Here is a 14,614-nt window from a genome sequence, read left to right on the forward strand (position 1 = left end):
CGCGTCTCGGTGAGGCACATGGTCGTCCCGGCCCGGGAGGCTGAAGACCGTGTAGACGTCGGCGGGCCGAGTGAGGATGCTGGACGACTGGCCGAAGGTGAGGATGTCGTAGACGTGATGCTCACAGCCTGCGGTGTCCAGGGCGGTGATCAGTTCCTCGCGGAGCACAGTGGCCTCGGACGACCCTGATTCGGGCAGGACGAGAACGGGCAGGTTTGCTGTCGAACGGGCCAGCGATGGAACCGGATTCCGCTGACCGACCGCTTGGTGACATCCAGCTTGAGCCAGCCCCAGGAGTACGGGTAGCCGTCGATGTCGGGCCCCTTCATGACGTGGGCGGGGTGCGGCCGCCCCGGACCGAGGAGGTCCTCGGCCTCGGCCAGAGGCATTCCGCGGTGAAGCGGACCGATTCGGCCGGTTCGAGCGAAGTCGACAAGCATGTTCACCAAGGTCACGGCAGTGACTGTGTCACTCTCCCGGACCTGTGCGCACTCCGGTACCAGCGCCGTGCGGAGCCCGTCCCGCCCCGCCGGACGCCGACGAGCGGCAGAAGCCGGGCCGTCATCGGCGCGTCCAGTTCGCGTGGATTCCCTTGGAGTGCAGAAGCCGAAGCGTGTGCAGACCATGCGGTGCTGGCACTGTTCGAAGAAGGCGTAGCCGCCGTAGTCGTGTCCGAGGTCCTGGTGCTGCCAGGGCTCACCGGCTGCAGCGACGCCGGAGACCACCGCGTCGCGGTCGACCACGACCTCGATGGTGCGCATGTTGCGCTCGAAGTCACCGGCTTCGGCGTAGGCATTGGACAGGGTGCTGGACGTGATCTTCGCGTAGTGCTGGGTGGATCGCGGGGAGCGGTGTCCGAGCCGGGCCTACCGCTCGGACAGGGTCCGGCTCTTCGGCGTTCTCGAACTGGCTGGCGATGGTGGACCGGGCGCGGTGATCACACGTGCGGCGCGGACGTCGACTGTTCGCGCCCGGCGAGCAGCATCGCCTGGAGCAGGACGCGGCCGACAGGCGCCTCACGGGAAGGCCAGGCGGCCTCGATGGTCAGGCGGGAGCGCGCGCCCTGGGCCAGCCAGCGGTGAATCCTCTGCTCATTGCAAGTCACCACCTGCCAGGCGGCCCACTGGGCGCCTCCTGCCTCCGAGGGCTTGCCGTCGTCGCCCACCGCCACCGTGGAGCCGACGGTGGCAGTACCAGTAATCCCACTCCGGGGTGGCCAGCTCGGCCTGGGAGCGATTCCTCCAGGGCCGCCCCGGGAGGTCCGGCGCTCGTCGATGAACGCCACGAGCGTGTATCAAGGGATAGGAGGAGGGGCCTGCCACGACTCAACCCCTTCACGGAACCGCGTCTCCACCGAACCCGGAACGGTTCAGCCTGCGGCCGGTCCGGGGCCGTAGTCCGCCTTGAATCCGCCCAGACCGTCCGCGAGGTGGGCCAGCCAGCCGCTCGGGGAGTACGGCCGGGGCGGGTCGACCTCCATGCCCAGCTCCGCCACCGCGAGGGCATAGTCGGATTCTTCGAGGGAGAGGGCGAGCAGTTCGTGCAGCTCCCCCATGAGGCGCGCGACCAGCTGCGCGTCCGTGGTGGCGGTGTAGTCGTCCACGGCCGCGTCGTGGTCCGGGAACTCGTCCGGCATGTCCTGCGAGAACCAGCCCCCGAGGAGCTGGCCGAGCTCGGGGAAGCGGGCGCGCCACTCCCAGTGGGTACGAGGGGTGGACGTGGGCGGGACCTCGCCCTGCTCAATGGACCGCTTCAGGTGGTCCGCGATCACGAACAGCCAGTCCTGGATCGCCGATTCGGGCAGGCCGACATCCGGCACGGGGTAGAACTCACCAAGGCTCAGACGCAGCCGGCCCGGTGGGTTACGCGCGTACTCGCGGATCTGCTGTTCGGCCGTCGCCAGGGCCCAGGGACGGGTGTGCCAGGTGTGGCGGAGGTAGGCCTGGAGGGCCTCGCTCGGCCCGCTCGGCTCGTCGTCAGCAGGCATACCGATGTACGCGCTGATCACCTGGTCCAACTCGCCGTAGCGGCGATCGAACTCAAGCGGCTTCATGGACACGGCACTTGACCTCTACAGATAGATCGGAACGGTGGTCAGAACGACGAAGCCGTGCGGGCTGTCCGGATCACGCTTGAGCACCACACGTGCGGCGCGTACGTCGACGGGATCACGCCCGGCGAGCAGCATCGCCTGGAGCAGGACGCGGCCGACAGGCGCCTCACGGGAAGGCCAGGCGGCCTCGATGGTCAGGCGGGAGCGCGTGCCCTGGGCCAGCCAGCGGTGAATCCTCTGCTCGTTGCAGGTCACCACCTGCTGGGTGGCCCACTGGGCGGTTTCTCGGTCCGGATATGTAGCCGAACGGGTCAACAACGGCTGTTACCTCTCAACGTGGATCGAAGGACCAGATCAGCCCGACCTCCTCGACGGACACCCACAGGAGTCCCAGGTCCCAGGGGTACCGACTGAGCGGTGAGCAGCTCGAAATCCGCTGATAGAAGTCGAAGGCTGCGCCGCCTCCCCAGGTGTTCGTGAAGAACTGGGTCCGGTCGGGGCAGCGCGAGAGAATCACCCGAGCGTGCTCCTCCATTTCAGCCAGTCGCTCGGGGAGGCGGGGGTCCCGGGAGACATCGAGATCGAGGGTGGCCAGCAGCACGAGCAGCCGCACCACTGAGGAACGCGGGACTTCCCTGAGCCGACTCTGCCATTCCGTCGAGCCCTCCTCGTCCGCGGGCGGGGTCACGAAGGGGTAAGCCGGGTCGTCCTCCCGCTCCTCCTCCCCTTCGTCGGGATCGATGGTCCGCCACGACCGGGGCTCCACCGACTCTCCCCGCATGACCGAGGCAACGTCGTGCAGCCAGTCATCGCCCGTACGGGGCCCGACCGAGACGAAGGTGTACCGACGGTCGTACATCTCCACGGCAGACCGCCAGGAATCGGCGTCCAGGGGCATCGAAGGACAACTCATACCGACACAGCTCCACAATCCATCCAGAGGTCGCTCATACAGGCATCGAGGTGAACACCATGTAGGGCGGCGAGAGGCTCGGGTCACGCATGAGCCGCATGGAAACGCCCTTGGTGTCGTGCACCTCCGAAATCTTGGTGCCGTCATAGGTGACGCCCTTACCGGTCACGGCGTCACCGGTGAGAGGACCTTGCAGCGGGACGGAGCCGGTCTCGATGGTGATGAACTTGTCCGGCGGGTCCCCTGCCAGCCACCGATCGATCTCGTTGCTGTTGTCGCGTAGGCAATACTGCGTGAACCGTTGTGCTGACTCAACGTCGGCGTAGGTCGAGGCGGCCGGAATCTTCGGCTCACCGCTCGCTCTGCTTTCGTCTCTCATCCGTTGCAGCAACTGCTCGTCGGTCTTCCCCACATGCTTGTCAAGGGTATGGGCATTCCCCATGCCTTCCGCTGCCGCGAGGTCCACCGAGTACTTGTAGGGGAACTGGCTCTCCGGCAGCTGCCAGCTGTGCTCCTTCTTGAACTCGTTCAGCGAGCGCGCACCGAACCCCTGTGCCCGAGCCCGTTCCGCCTGGAACGTGGGAACGCTCAGGAGCGCCTCGTCGAGCTCGAACTCAAGCATGGCCAGCTTGCCCGCGGCATCACTGAACGCGTCGTGATAGGCCTCGACCGCCGCGTCCATGGAAGCCTTGTCCATATGGGACCGGAAGGTCAGAACTACTTCCGCGAACACGAGACCGGCCGCGAGCCTGGTGAGTTTGGAGAGATCGAGATCCACGGTGAGGCTCCTCACCGTCTTGTCCGTGGCCTCCTTCGCCAGGCGCGTAGTGGTCTCCGTGGTCTTCTGACCCATGTCGGCCAGGTCATCGAAGAGCTTCTGGATCACGTTCGCGCTCTTGCCGAGGACCTCGATGACGGGGCGCCTGGTGGCGGGGTCCACCTTCCCATGGGTCTTCCAGTTCCGGGTGCCCTTCTTGGCCGTCACCTCGGCCCGCTGGTCGCGGGCCTTCCCCCAGGCCGTGGTCCCCCAGATCGTCTGGCAGAAGGCCCTCATCGCGGACTGCCATTCGCCGTCGCCCGTGGGATCGGTGATGTAGGAGATCGCGTCCGTGAAGTCGTCAGCCGCCTTCTCCGCGTTCTTCGAGGCTTCCCGCCAGGCCTTGGCGATGTCGCGGAACTCTTCTTCCTTGACACCCGGCGTCTTCTCGTGGATGCGGCCGAGTCTCAGCCCCTCGTCTACCACGGGCTTCATGATGTACATGAGGAAGTCCGGGACCTCTCCGAGGATTCCGGAGATCGCCCATGAGTCGTGGTACTCACCCTCCCCGCGCCATGTGAGGTCGTTCGGCGGACCGTACTTGGGCGCGGTGGCGATGACCGCCGGCGGCTGCTTCTCGTCCGGCGGATCCCCTTTACCCTTCCGCGCCGCCCAGTCGGCCAACGCGTAGTTGTTCGCCGTCTGCGTGAAGCCCACGGCCACACCACCCACCGACACCACGCTCTTCGCCCACAGCTCCAGGAACTTCCCGGCGACGATGCCGTACCGGTCGGCGAAGGAGTCCGCTCCCCAGCCCGTCCCCGCGGACTGACTGTATTTGTCCAGCGTGTCCATCAGTTGCTTCGCCTTCTTGTCATAGGCGAACTGAGCGTCGCGAACAACGAGCGAAGTGAAGTAGAGGTGCTGAGGCTGCACATCGAAGCGGCCCACGCCCCGGTTGGGCGGAGCGGTCCTGGCCTGGTCCTGCTCCCGCTGCCGCTGCTTGTCAGAGGGCAGGTCTGCCATCAGGCCGCACCCCAGCCCCGCAGCACCGCCCGGTGCGCCGCTGCGTAGTTGATCTCCCCGTTGACCACGACGTCCTGCAGCCACGCCTGGGCAGCCTGAAGGTCCGCCGCGGAGCGGTCCCACTCGTCCAGCTTGTCGATGAACACCTCCCGGGCCTCGCCCTCCCAGGTCAGGACCACCTTCTCGACGCGCCGGTAGAGCAGGTCCAGCTGCTTGTTGAGTCCCTTGAGGATGTCCTCAAGATCCCCGGCAAGGTCCTGCAGCGCCGCGAAGTCGACGGCTATGTCGTCGTCGCTCGCCATGCTTCCCCCGTTCAGAAGTCGTCAGTTGACGTATGCGTTCTCAGAGTTCGGAGAGTCGGCTGCGCGGCACGGCGGGTACGTCGGTGTTCGGCGTCGACAGCGCGTCCACCTCCCGCTTCACATCCGTCTCGACCTGGATCTTCCGTAGCTGTGCCATCACGTCCAGCTCCTGCTCCGAGAACCCGTCCCGGCTGAACCGCACGGCCTGTTCAAGTGCCTGGATGACCAGGCGGATACGTACGGCGTCCTCGGCCGCACCGCGGTGGAGGTCCCGATAGGCCTGCGCGGCTGGGCCCCGCCAGCCCGCCTCGATCCGGTCGACAACCACATCCATGCGTTTGACCTGTTTATCCAGGTAGTCCTGCATACCGTCGAGGTCATCGGCAAGGTCCGTCAGCCGGTCTGTCTTCACTCGAAGTCGTGGCTGTTCGCCTGCGCCGCTCATCGCACCCCCCGGTCTGCGTCTCTTGACGTCGCTTCGTCGCAGCCTACTTCGGCTGTCTCGGCCCCCGACTTCTGGCCGGACGATGACGGCGGCGGCCCGGAACGCGATGAGCACGCTCGCCGCCGAACCGAGGACCGGCCGGCGCAGGGCCGCCGGCCGAGACAGTCGCCCCGGCGACTGGCAACCGAGACGACACGGCCGAACTCCGGGACAGTCACGGTTCGGTGAGGGCCGGACTGAATGACTCACAGCATCGCATACGCGCAGTTCGGGCAGTGTACGAGGCGAGGAGACCGGGAACCGCCGACCCCCGAGCCTGGTGCGTGAGGTCCATTCCTGATCACCCGCTCCACGGCCAAGACCCAGGTCACGACCCGGGTTTCGCGCGCCCCATCCCGCTGTCACGGGTCGCCTCAGGGCGACGCCCTCTGTGGCTCGTCGCACAGATGTGGGTCGGCGTGGTCGTGGCCGGTTCTGCGACGCTTCCGTCCGACAAGCGACGGCGGAACGAGGAAGCCGGTGGGATTCCGGCACAGTACCGCCACTGTGCAGGGGGAGCGACTCCGCCATGGCCACCGCCCCGTCCGGGGTGGGAAGGCCGGAGAAGCTTTGATCCCGAGTCAGGAGACCCACGCCGTCGCACCTCGATGCACGGGGCGGATCTCCCCAGGAGAGACGGTGGCACGCGTGTGCCGGCGTACCCAAGGAGGAGCTCGCTTGTGAGGCGATCACACAGGCAAGCGCACCGGCAGCCGGACCGTGAGCCGCCAGTGCTCCGGGCCTTCCGGACCGGCCTCCATTTCGCCGTTCAGCAGCCGCACGCGCTCAAAGAGGCCGGGCAGGCCGTGCCCGGACGTCGGGAAGGCCCCCCGGGTCATGGCGCTCCCGGCTCCGGTCCGGTTGACCACGTCGAGCTCCAGCGAGTCCGGGGCGGTCGCCACCTTGACCCGGATCGGGCCGCCCGCTCCGTGCCGCAGCGCGTTCGTCAGGCCTTCCTGGAGAATGCGGTACGCCGCCCTGGACAGCGTCCCCTGCACCTGCGCGCAGTCGCCCGACATCTCAGGCTCCACCTCCGCGCCCGCGTGCCGCATGCGGTCGAACAGCTCGGGCAGGTCGGTCAGGGCCCGGGCCGGGGCCGTTCCCGCCTTCTCCTCGCGCAGCATGCCCAGCACGTAGTCCAGATCCTCAAGGGCGGCCCGGGTCGACTCCTCGATGCTGCGCAGGGCGGCCCGGGCCGCCACCGGGTCGGCACCGAGCACCTCGCCCGCCACCGCCGCCTGGATCGTGGCGGACGTCAGCGTGTGGCCGATCGAGTCGTGCAACTCGTGGGCCAGCCGGTTGCGTTCGGCCAGTGCCCGCTCCCGCTCGGCGGCCAGCGCGAGCCGCTCGGCCGACGACGGACCCAGCAGCCTGGGGGCCAGCCACCGCAGGGCGTGCGTCACCGCCAGGCACAGAGCCGCCGCCAGCAGCAGACAGAAAAGCGCCGCCGCCCAGCTCTGCCAGCCGCTATCCGCCCGCAGCGTCCAGCCGTTCACACTCAGCCCGGCCTCGGCGCCCGCCCAACCGCCGGGAAGGAGCAGGCCCGCGATGAACAGCAGGACGCTCAGCTGCGCCCCCGCCCACCCCAGCGCCACCTGCGACAGCAGCCAGAGCGGGGTCCGCAGGCGGTCGGCGCCCGACGCCATGGAAGAGCCGTCACCGGGCGAGCCCGTGCGCCGACGCTCGACCACAGGATCAGGCAACGGCACCCCCAGCATCCGCCGGGCGCAGGCGATCAGCACCCGCCGCGTGGTACGGGCCAGCCCGATCACCGCGATCAGTACGGACCAGACCAGCACGGTCAGAGCGAACTGCACTCCCGCTGAAGCCGATGACCACGCCATCGCCGGCAGTGCTGCGAAAGGCAGCAGGGGAAGGCTCGCCAACGCGCCGCAATAGGCGAACAGGGCACCCGCATACGTGGAGCCGCGCAGCAGCGACCGGATTCCTCTGAGCATGGTCAGGCAAGTATGACCGGACGTCCCACCGGCGGCCTCCCCCGATCGGGGGAGCGCATTCTCCCGCCTTCCCGCGATGTGCCCGTGGGCCCCCGAAACCAGAATCGATCCCTCACAGGCTGGCAGGACGGAAGGACGGGCTGATGGACGCTCAGGGAATCGGGACGGCGCTGGACCACGCGGTGTCCGCTCAGGATCAGGCCGTACGGGATCGGACGGCGCCGAACCGCATGGCACCGAACCGCATGGCACCGAACGGAATGGCGCCGGGCCTGACGGCACCGAGGAACAGCCTGGCCACGGCCGCCCTGACGCTGGGCGTCATCAGCCTGTGCACCTCGGTCGTCTTCATCGGCGGGCTGCTCTCGGTGATCGGCCTGATCCTGGGCATCGCCGCGCTGATAGCGGCCAAGCAGACCGGTGCGGGCCGGCGCAGGGCCGTCGCCGCCGTGGTGACGTCGTCCCTCGCGATCGTGGTGTCCGGGCTGGTCGCCGTCTTCATGGTCTGGTACGCGAACAAGACGCAGGAGTGCTACCAGCCCGACAGCTTCCAGCAGTACACGCAGTGCGTCCGCGCGCAGCTGAACGCAGACTGAACGGCCTTCCCCTTCCCTCACCGGTCGGCTGCCCGCTCTCCTCGGCAAGGACGAACATCACCGTGCGAAGCAGAGCAAACCGTAAGGCCCCCCCCTACTCGCCGCCGGCCTCGCGGCGGTCGTGCTTTCGGCGCTGGCACCCTCGACGGCCTTCACCGCGTCCACGGCATTCGACGCCTCCCCCGCCAAGGACCCTCTGCGGCGGTACACGCAGCAGAAGCTCCCTTGGAAACGCTGCGGCGCGAAGGGCCCTACCTCGGCGCTGTCTACATGCAGTTGTTCCCCCAGCGGGCCGACCGGATCGTGCTGGACAGCGCGACCGACCCCACCTGGGTCTACCGGGGAATGTTCCAGGACATGGCGAAGGCGGCCGAGCAGGCTTTCACGCGGTGGACCGCATGGACCGCCCGCCGGCACACGGCCTACGGGCTGGGCGGCACTCCGGCCGAGGTCCGCAAGTCCTACTGGGACCTGATCGTGCGGGCGAACCGCAAGCTCGTCCCTTTTGAGGGACGATCCCTCACCGGCGACGGCATCCGTGCCGACAACGGCAGGTTCTTCCACGTCCAGAAGGCCGCCGAACGGATCGCCGGACTGAAAGAGGCGGCCGAAGGCAGGAACCCGGGTCCTTCCGGCACGGCCGGTCAGGTCCAGGAGTCCGACGACAACTACGCCTCGATCGCCTGGTCCTTCATGTGCGCTGACACCCGCACCTGGTCGCACGACCCCGAGGAGTACCGCCGCGAGGCGATCCGCGACAAGGCCCGGTATCCGCTGTACGGCGACTTCGCCGCCGCCATCAGGCCCTGCGCCTTCTGGGAGCAGGGCAGTGAGCCGCAGACCAGGATCGACAACAAGGCCGGTGCGCTGATCACGCAGAGCGAGTGGGGCTCCCAGACGCCCCTCTTCGCCGCTCAGGCCATGCACCGGGCCCTGCGCGGCTTCCGGCGGGTGACGGTGAACTCTTCATGATCCAGGTCGTGAGCGGGTCATGGGCCATCGAGGAGAGCGGCACTGTTCCCCCGGGCGGGCGGAGTGAAACGGTCTGGACATCGGGTCCACCGTCAGCTTCCGGTCTGGAGACACCATGGAAATCAGCCTGCTGGGACCGCTCGACGCCGAATCGGCAGGGGCTCGGATCCTGCCCACCGCGGCCAAGCAGCGGCAGTTGCTGGCCCTCCTCGCCCTGCACGCCAACCGGGGTGTGCCGGTGTCGATGCTCATGGAGGAGATATGGGAGGACGATCCGCCGCGCAGCGCGTCCACCACGCTCCAGACGTACATCCTCCAGCTGCGCAGACTCATCAGCTCCTCGCTCGGGGACCGCAGCGGCATCGTCGCCAAGGAGATCCTCGTGTACCAGCACGGCGGGTACCAGCTCAGGATGCTGCCGGGGACGGTCGATGCCCAGGAGTACGACCGGATCGCGGCCCGGGGGCAGGCGGCGTTCGACGCGGGTGACGACGAGCGGGCGGTGGCGGCGTTCCGCCGGGCGCTCGATCTCTGGCAGGGGCCCGCGCTCGCCGACGTCCGGGCCGGGACGTTCCTGGAAATGGAGCGGGTACGGCTGGAGGAGAGCAGGCTCGGCATCCTGGAGCGGCGCATCGACGTCGAGCTGAGCATGGGGCGGCACACCGAACTGCTGCCGGAGCTCACCGTTCTGACGGCACGTCACGGACTGCACGAGGGGCTGCACGCGCTGCGTGTGATCGCGCTCTACCGGGCCGGGCGGCCGTCCGAGGCGCTGTCGGCCTTCAGCACACTGCGGACCCGGCTGAACGAGACCTTGGGCATCGAGCCCTCTCCCCGGCTCCAGCGGCTCAACCGTGCCGTGCTCGCCGGGGACCAGCTGCTGGAGCAGGGGCGGCGGCTGGGGCAGCAACGCGGCGTCTGACCGGCCGGGCCCGGCCGGTCCGCCGCATCCAGGGCTCGGGTACGGGGTGTCAGCCTCCGGTCAGTTCCGCGTCAGGGACACCGAGAAGAATCGTTTACGTCCAGCGACACACACCACTTGGAGGAACCATGTCCAGCACCGTCACCATCGGCACCGACCAGCGCGCACAGATCAAGGAGATCGTCTGCGACATCCTCGAAATCGAGGCCGCGGATGTGACGGACACCAGCCTTTTCAAGGAGAACCACGGCGCCGACTCGCTGGGTGCCATCGAGATCCTCTCCTCGCTGGAGCGCACCTTCGACATCGAGATCGACCAGGCCGAGCTGACCCGCATGGTCAACCTCGACGGTGTGGTCGCCGTGGTCGAAGAGGGCCTGGCCAAGTAGTCCGCGGAAGCCGGATGCCGACAGGCATGTCGGCAGAGTTGACAGAGGGGAGGCAGTGATGGACAACAACCACCGGACTCCGCGCCGGGTCGTCATCACGGGGCTGGGTGTGGTCACCAGCATCGGCACCGGGCCGGCGGAATTCCTTTCCGGACTCCGGACCGGCCGCAGTGGGGTAAAGCCGATCACTTCCTTTGATACGGCTGGCTACGCGCACTCCAACGGCTGCGAGATCGACGACTTCGACCCGGCCGAGTGGATCGAGCACATCGACCCCGAGGAACTCGGCCGGGCCAGTCAGTTCTCCGTGGCCGCGGCGCGCATGGCCGTGTCCGACTCGGGCATCGACCCGGCGGAACTGAAGCGTCGGCGGACCCTGGTCTCGGTCGGCACCACCGACGGCGAATCCCGCGACCTGGACAACCTGATGGGCGTTCAGCTCGATGTGGGGCCGGAGCAGTTGGACGCGCATGTCGCTCGGCGCTCCTCGGCGGGGCTGCTTTCGAGCAGCGTCGTACGCGAACTGCGCCTCACCGACGTGGAAGCCGTCACCATCCCGACCGCCTGCGCCGCGGGCAACTACGCCATCGGCTCCGGCTTCGACGCCATCCGGGCCGGGGAGGTGGACGTGGCCCTCTCCGGAGGCGCCGACGCCGTCTGCCGCAAGACCTTCACCGGGTTCTACCGGCTCGGCACGATCGCCCCCGAGCTGAGCCAGCCGTTCGACGTGAACCGCAAGGGCATCCTCACCGGGGAGGGCGCGGGCATCCTCTTCATGGAGAGCCTGGACTCGGCCCTGGAGCGCGGCGCCCGGATCTACGCCGAGGTGCTCGGCTACGGGCTGAACTGCGACGCCCACCATCCGGTGGCCCCGGACCAGGACAGCCTCGCCGCCTGCATCGAGGTGGCGCACCGCAACGCCGGGATCAAGCCCGAGGACATCGACTTCATCTCGGCGCACGGCACCGGCACCAAGGCCAACGACGTGACGGAGGCGGGAGCCATCCGCCAGGTGTTCGCACAGCCGCCGCCGACCGTCTCCATCAAGTCGATGCTCGGCCACACCATGGGCGCCGCCAGCGCCCTGGCCTCGGCCGCCTGTGCCCTGGCCATCACGGAGGGATTCATCCCGCCGACCATCAACCATCAGGAGACCGACCCGGACTGCGGTCTGGACCCGGTCCCCAACGAGGCGCGGCCCGCCGATGTGCGCATCGTTCAGAACAACGCGCTCGCCTTCGCGGGCAACAACGCGGTGCTGATCCTCGGCCGGTACGAGGCCGGCACGGGGCGCTCGGGCCGCACTGGGCACGCAGCGGACGCGACGTGAGCGAGATCCTGCCGCGCTTACGCAGGCCGGCCCGATCGGACACGCCCGTGCGGGTGCTGCTGCTGCACGGTCTCGGAGGCAAGAGCACCGTGTGGGACCGGTTCGTGGACCGGGCCGACGAGACGTTCGAACTGTGGGACGCGGACCTGCCGTGGCGGGCCATGTCCGACAGCGACGGATGGGGCTCGCTGCCCGATCCGGCACAGATCCTCGTCGATCTGGTGGGCGACGAGTTCGACGCGGTCGTGGCACATTCGTACGCCGCCAATCTGCTCACCGAAGCCGTCGCGGCCGGACGGATCGCACCGCGTCCGACCGTGCTGGTGAGCCCCTTCTACCGCGCCAGCACCCGGGAGTTCGACTGGTCGGTGATCTCGTACTACCTCAATGACTTCCACCGCGTCTTCGAGGAGGCGCTGGAGGTCGGCGAGACGGGCAGGTTCGCGAAGTCGCACCGCGACTGGATGGCGCTGCGGCTGCGCGACCAGATAGGGCCGTACGGCTGGATGCGGTTCTTCGAGACCTATCTGCGCTCTCCCTTCCTCGATCTCGACGCCGTGCGCTCCCCGCTGCTCGTGCTGTCGGGGGCGAAGGACATCGCGGCCCGTCCCGAGGACGGCCGCGCGCTCGCCTCGGGCGTTCCGTACGCCCGGTTCGAACTCCTCGACGGATGCCGCCACTTCCCGATGGTGGAACGGCCCGCGCACGTCACCCGGCTGGTCTGCGACTTCCTCGCCGCCGCCGTATCCCCATCCCCTCGACTGGAGATGTCATGAGCAACAGCAACCTCGCCAAGGACGGCGCCACGCAGGTCGAGATCCGCCCCCGCTACGAGGGGTCGAACATCTGCACCTGGATCGGCTTCAAGCATGTCAACTACATGGTGGAAGAGGCTGTCTACGACCACCTGAGGCAGCACGGCCTCCCGGCCGGGAAGCTGTACGAGCGCTTCGGCCTCGGTGTCGACATCACCGACATCGACACCAAGATCCTCACCGCGTTCCACATCGACGACCTGGCCACGGCAACCGTGCGCCCGGGTCCCGACAAGGGCGACGGCAAGCGCTTCCTGGTGGAGTTCACCGTCGAGCGCGAGGGCCAGCCGGTCAAGGCGGTCGCTTCCAAGGTGGCCGTGCAGCTGCGCCTGGACCCGCGCGGCCACTCGGTGGAGGAGCCGCCCGCGGAGCTCGCGGAGTTCGTCGTGGACCGCCTCGGCGCCGGTGCGGAGCCGGTCGTACTGGAGCCCGGCGCGGACCCGCTGGACCAGCTGACCGCGGGCACGAACTCCTTCGGCTGGGCCTGGCGGATGCCGTACTTCTACTGCCACTTCACCGAGCGCGTCCAGATGTCCGGCTACCTGCGGCAGATGGAGGAGGTCGTCGACCTGTTCCTGGAGGACCGGGGCGTCTCCATCAAGACCCTGCTCGACGAGCAGGACTGGATCCCGGTGGTGCCCCACTCCAGGATCACCATCCTCGACGAGGCCCGGATGGAGGAGACGCTCTACACGGTCTACACCGTCGAGAACGTCTTCAAGCGCTACACCTACACCGCACGCATGGACTGCTACGTACTGCGCGACGGTGTGCTGGTGCCGACCGCGACCGGCCGGATCACCCACGGCTGGGCCGTCATCGAGAACCGTCGCGACTGGAGCCTGGTGAACTTCGACGACCGGCTCACCGACGCGCTGAACGGCAAGGCGGGTACGGGCACGGCCGCCGGCCGGGGAGCCACGGCGTGAGTGCCGTCGGCACGCTGGAGACGGCCACACCCCTCGACGCGCCGCGCGCCACCGGTGAGCTCGTCCTGTCCGCCTGGTCCGCGGTCTCCCCCTTCGGGGTGGGCACCCGGGCCTACACGGAAGGGATACGGGATGCCGGGAGCGCCGTGGGCGCCCTCGACCTCGACACGTACCCGGGGCCGTACGAACAGGGAGCCCTGGTGCCCGGCTTCAGTGCCGCCGGGGCGCTGGGGAAGAAGGGCACCAGGACCATGGACCGGGTCACGGCGCTCGCCGTGTCCACCGTGGGCCAGCTGGTGGAGAACTGCGGGCCCCGGCTGCTCGACCGGCCCGAGCGGGTCGGCCTGGTCTTCGGCACCGGATCGGGCAGCGTACAGAGCATCATGGACTTCACCCGGGATTCGCTGACCGGGTCGCGGCCCTACCTCGTGGACCCGGCCCGGTTCCCCGACACGGTGATGAACCGGGCGACCGGCCAGAGCGCCATCTGGCACGGCATCAAGGGCCCGAACACCACGATCGCGGGCGGCTGGCTGACCGGACTGCTCGCTCTGGGGTACGCCGCCCGGCTGTACCGGGGCGGGCACTGCGACCGCGTACTGTGCGGCGCGGCCGAGGAGTACTCGGTGCAGCGGGCCTGGCTGGAGTGGCATGCGGCTTCCGGCGGCCCGAAGCCGCCACTCGGTGAGGGCGGCGCGGCCTGGCTGCTGGAGCCCGCCGACGAAGCGCGTACCGCTGGGCGTACGCCGTCGGCCCGGCTGCTCGGCACCCGCTTCCGGGCGTACCACCAGCCGCGGGACGCCGCCGGGGCACTGGAGCGGTGCGTGCGCGACGCACTGGCCGAGGCCGGGGTGAGCGGTGCGGACGTGTCGATCGTGGCTCCGCTGGGCACCGAGGGCGAGGAGTCCGCCGTGCTCGGTGCGCTGCCGCCCGGCGCGGCGCCCAGGTGGGTCCGGTGCCGCCCCCTCCTCGGCGACACCTCCGCCGCTTCGTCCGCGTTCCAGCTGACGGCCGTGCTCGCCGCGGCCGCCGAGGGGCACCTGCCTCCGGGGCGGTTGGCCCTGGTGACCGGTATCGACCGGGACGGCACGGTGGGCTGCGCGCTGCTGGCCGGCTGATCCCCTCGTCCCGCTCCCCGCCCCGCCCGAAAGCAGGCCGCTCGTAGCCG

The 14,614-nt window shown here is 68.9% G+C and carries 16 protein-coding genes, 1 pseudogene and 1 riboswitch; of the genes and pseudogenes, 8 read left to right on the top strand and 9 right to left on the bottom strand.

Features of this window, described 5'->3' with window-relative positions:
* Nucleotides 1–149: 149 nt before the first annotated feature.
* The 9 genes and pseudogenes from RI138_RS14710 to RI138_RS14750 form a co-directional block, all read right to left on the bottom strand.
* Nucleotides 150–761 (bottom strand): hypothetical protein, encoded by a 612-nt coding sequence (locus RI138_RS14710; RefSeq protein WP_311120282.1) that lies wholly within the window; start codon nucleotides 759–761, stop codon nucleotides 150–152.
* A 105-nt stretch (nucleotides 762–866) separates the two neighbouring features.
* Nucleotides 867–1,165: pseudogene (locus tag RI138_RS14715) on the bottom strand (RNase A-like domain-containing protein).
* Nucleotides 1,166–1,369: 204 nt separating this feature from the next.
* Nucleotides 1,370–2,059 carry a contact-dependent growth inhibition system immunity protein gene (locus RI138_RS14720; RefSeq protein ID WP_311120283.1) on the bottom strand — a complete coding sequence of 230 codons (690 nt, stop codon included), beginning with the start codon at nucleotides 2,057–2,059 and terminating at the stop codon, nucleotides 1,370–1,372.
* 12 nt (nucleotides 2,060–2,071) lie between these two features.
* Entirely contained in the window at nucleotides 2,072–2,371 is a 300-nt protein-coding gene (locus RI138_RS14725) for an RNase A-like domain-containing protein (RefSeq protein ID WP_096630646.1), read from the bottom strand.
* 13 nt (nucleotides 2,372–2,384) lie between these two features.
* Nucleotides 2,385–2,966, bottom strand: coding sequence for a hypothetical protein (locus RI138_RS14730; RefSeq protein WP_311120284.1), 582 nt, complete (start codon nucleotides 2,964–2,966; stop codon nucleotides 2,385–2,387).
* A 34-nt stretch (nucleotides 2,967–3,000) separates the two neighbouring features.
* On the bottom strand, nucleotides 3,001–4,749 hold the full coding sequence (locus RI138_RS14735; protein WP_311120285.1) for an RNase A-like domain-containing protein: 1,749 nt from the start codon (nucleotides 4,747–4,749) through the stop codon (nucleotides 3,001–3,003).
* Nucleotides 4,749–5,051: a WXG100 family type VII secretion target gene (locus RI138_RS14740; protein WP_311120286.1), complete on the bottom strand. Its 303-nt coding sequence runs from the start codon at nucleotides 5,049–5,051 to the stop codon at nucleotides 4,749–4,751. Before RI138_RS14740 ends, RI138_RS14735 begins: the two co-directional genes overlap by 1 nt.
* Before the next feature lie 40 nt (nucleotides 5,052–5,091).
* Nucleotides 5,092–5,496, bottom strand: coding sequence for a WXG100 family type VII secretion target (locus tag RI138_RS14745; protein WP_096630639.1), 405 nt, complete (start codon nucleotides 5,494–5,496; stop codon nucleotides 5,092–5,094).
* Between the two features lie 462 nt (nucleotides 5,497–5,958).
* A riboswitch (cobalamin riboswitch) is annotated at nucleotides 5,959–6,147 on the top strand.
* 77 nt (nucleotides 6,148–6,224) lie between these two features.
* Complete coding sequence (locus RI138_RS14750; protein ID WP_311120287.1) at nucleotides 6,225–7,493, bottom strand: sensor histidine kinase; 1,269 nt, start codon at nucleotides 7,491–7,493, stop codon at nucleotides 6,225–6,227.
* 143 nt (nucleotides 7,494–7,636) lie between these two features.
* On the opposite strand from RI138_RS14750, the gene RI138_RS14755 reads away from it, so the two are divergent.
* The 8 genes from RI138_RS14755 to RI138_RS14790 all read left to right on the top strand — a co-directional run bounded on the left by RI138_RS14755 (nucleotide 7,637) and on the right by RI138_RS14790 (nucleotide 14,564).
* A complete protein-coding gene (locus RI138_RS14755; protein WP_311120288.1) occupies nucleotides 7,637–8,089 on the top strand; it encodes a DUF4190 domain-containing protein in 453 nt (150 codons plus the stop codon).
* A 225-nt stretch (nucleotides 8,090–8,314) separates the two neighbouring features.
* Nucleotides 8,315–9,061: an alpha/beta hydrolase family protein gene (locus RI138_RS14760; protein WP_311120289.1), complete on the top strand. Its 747-nt coding sequence runs from the start codon at nucleotides 8,315–8,317 to the stop codon at nucleotides 9,059–9,061.
* Between the two features lie 115 nt (nucleotides 9,062–9,176).
* Complete coding sequence (locus tag RI138_RS14765) at nucleotides 9,177–9,983, top strand: AfsR/SARP family transcriptional regulator (protein WP_311120290.1); 807 nt, start codon at nucleotides 9,177–9,179, stop codon at nucleotides 9,981–9,983.
* A 128-nt stretch (nucleotides 9,984–10,111) separates the two neighbouring features.
* Complete coding sequence (locus RI138_RS14770; protein ID WP_311120291.1) at nucleotides 10,112–10,372, top strand: acyl carrier protein; 261 nt, start codon at nucleotides 10,112–10,114, stop codon at nucleotides 10,370–10,372.
* A 58-nt stretch (nucleotides 10,373–10,430) separates the two neighbouring features.
* A complete protein-coding gene (locus RI138_RS14775; RefSeq protein WP_311120292.1) occupies nucleotides 10,431–11,702 on the top strand; it encodes a beta-ketoacyl-[acyl-carrier-protein] synthase family protein in 1,272 nt (423 codons plus the stop codon).
* Entirely contained in the window at nucleotides 11,699–12,478 is a 780-nt protein-coding gene (locus RI138_RS14780; RefSeq protein ID WP_311120293.1) for an alpha/beta fold hydrolase, read from the top strand. The genes RI138_RS14775 and RI138_RS14780 overlap by 4 nt, the downstream gene beginning before the upstream one ends.
* Nucleotides 12,475–13,446 (top strand): hypothetical protein, encoded by a 972-nt coding sequence (locus tag RI138_RS14785; RefSeq protein ID WP_311120294.1) that lies wholly within the window; start codon nucleotides 12,475–12,477, stop codon nucleotides 13,444–13,446. The genes RI138_RS14780 and RI138_RS14785 overlap by 4 nt, the downstream gene beginning before the upstream one ends.
* The gene (locus RI138_RS14790; protein WP_311120295.1) at nucleotides 13,443–14,564 is read left to right on the top strand and encodes a beta-ketoacyl synthase N-terminal-like domain-containing protein; all 1,122 of its coding nucleotides are present in this window, start codon (nucleotides 13,443–13,445) and stop codon (nucleotides 14,562–14,564) included. The genes RI138_RS14785 and RI138_RS14790 overlap by 4 nt, the downstream gene beginning before the upstream one ends.
* Nucleotides 14,565–14,614: the final 50 nt, after the last annotated feature.

The sequence above is a fragment of the Streptomyces durocortorensis genome (assembly GCF_031760065.1).
GTDB lineage: Bacteria > Actinomycetota > Actinomycetes > Streptomycetales > Streptomycetaceae > Streptomyces.